This is a genomic window from Mesorhizobium sp. M4B.F.Ca.ET.089.01.1.1, from assembly GCF_004022605.1.
GTDB lineage: Bacteria > Pseudomonadota > Alphaproteobacteria > Rhizobiales > Rhizobiaceae > Mesorhizobium > Mesorhizobium abyssinicae.
The window spans coordinates 1-465 of the sequence record NZ_RZOS01001388.1 but is presented as its reverse complement, the minus strand read 5'-3'; the positions used below and the strand labels follow the sequence as shown (position 1 = coordinate 465).

Annotated in this window: 1 protein-coding gene; it reads left to right on the top strand. The window is 53.8% G+C overall.

Annotation, left to right across the window (positions count from 1 at the left end; all coding sequences use genetic code 11):
• Nucleotides 1-250: hypothetical protein (locus EN780_RS40115; protein ID WP_210215141.1), on the top strand; the 250-nt coding region annotated here is incomplete at its 5' end.
• Nucleotides 251-465 lie beyond the last annotated feature (215 nt).

Here is a 465-nt window from a genome sequence, read left to right as displayed (position 1 = left end):
TCTCAATGCAGGCAATGCTCCGTGCGCTCTATGCCACGAAATCCCTACCTTTGGAGGAAACAACAATACCCTCCCGCCCTTCGATTCGGCATTCTGCAAGATTCTAGAGGGCGTTGTTGATAAGACGATGCCGAGCATCGCGAAGCCGGCTGGATGGAAAACGCCCGCGCCGAAATTCGCGCCCCACGTCAACATGTTTAGAGAGATCTGTGAGGGAGTGGCGGTAGCTGGTGGCGGAAGCGGTGGCTAAATATCACCTGAATCGCATGTGGACTGCTCTCAAACCCCTCAGACGTTTAACACCCACCAGATCGGAGAGAATAGGTGGCACAAGTCGCTAATGTGGCAGAGCAAGCCGCGTATTTCGTCTTTGAGCAGAGCTCACCTGAAGGCCTAACAAAACAGTTTGTGTTCAAACTGATTGATCCTGCCAAGATCGCGGAGGCGCGCGCCATTGTTGCAGAG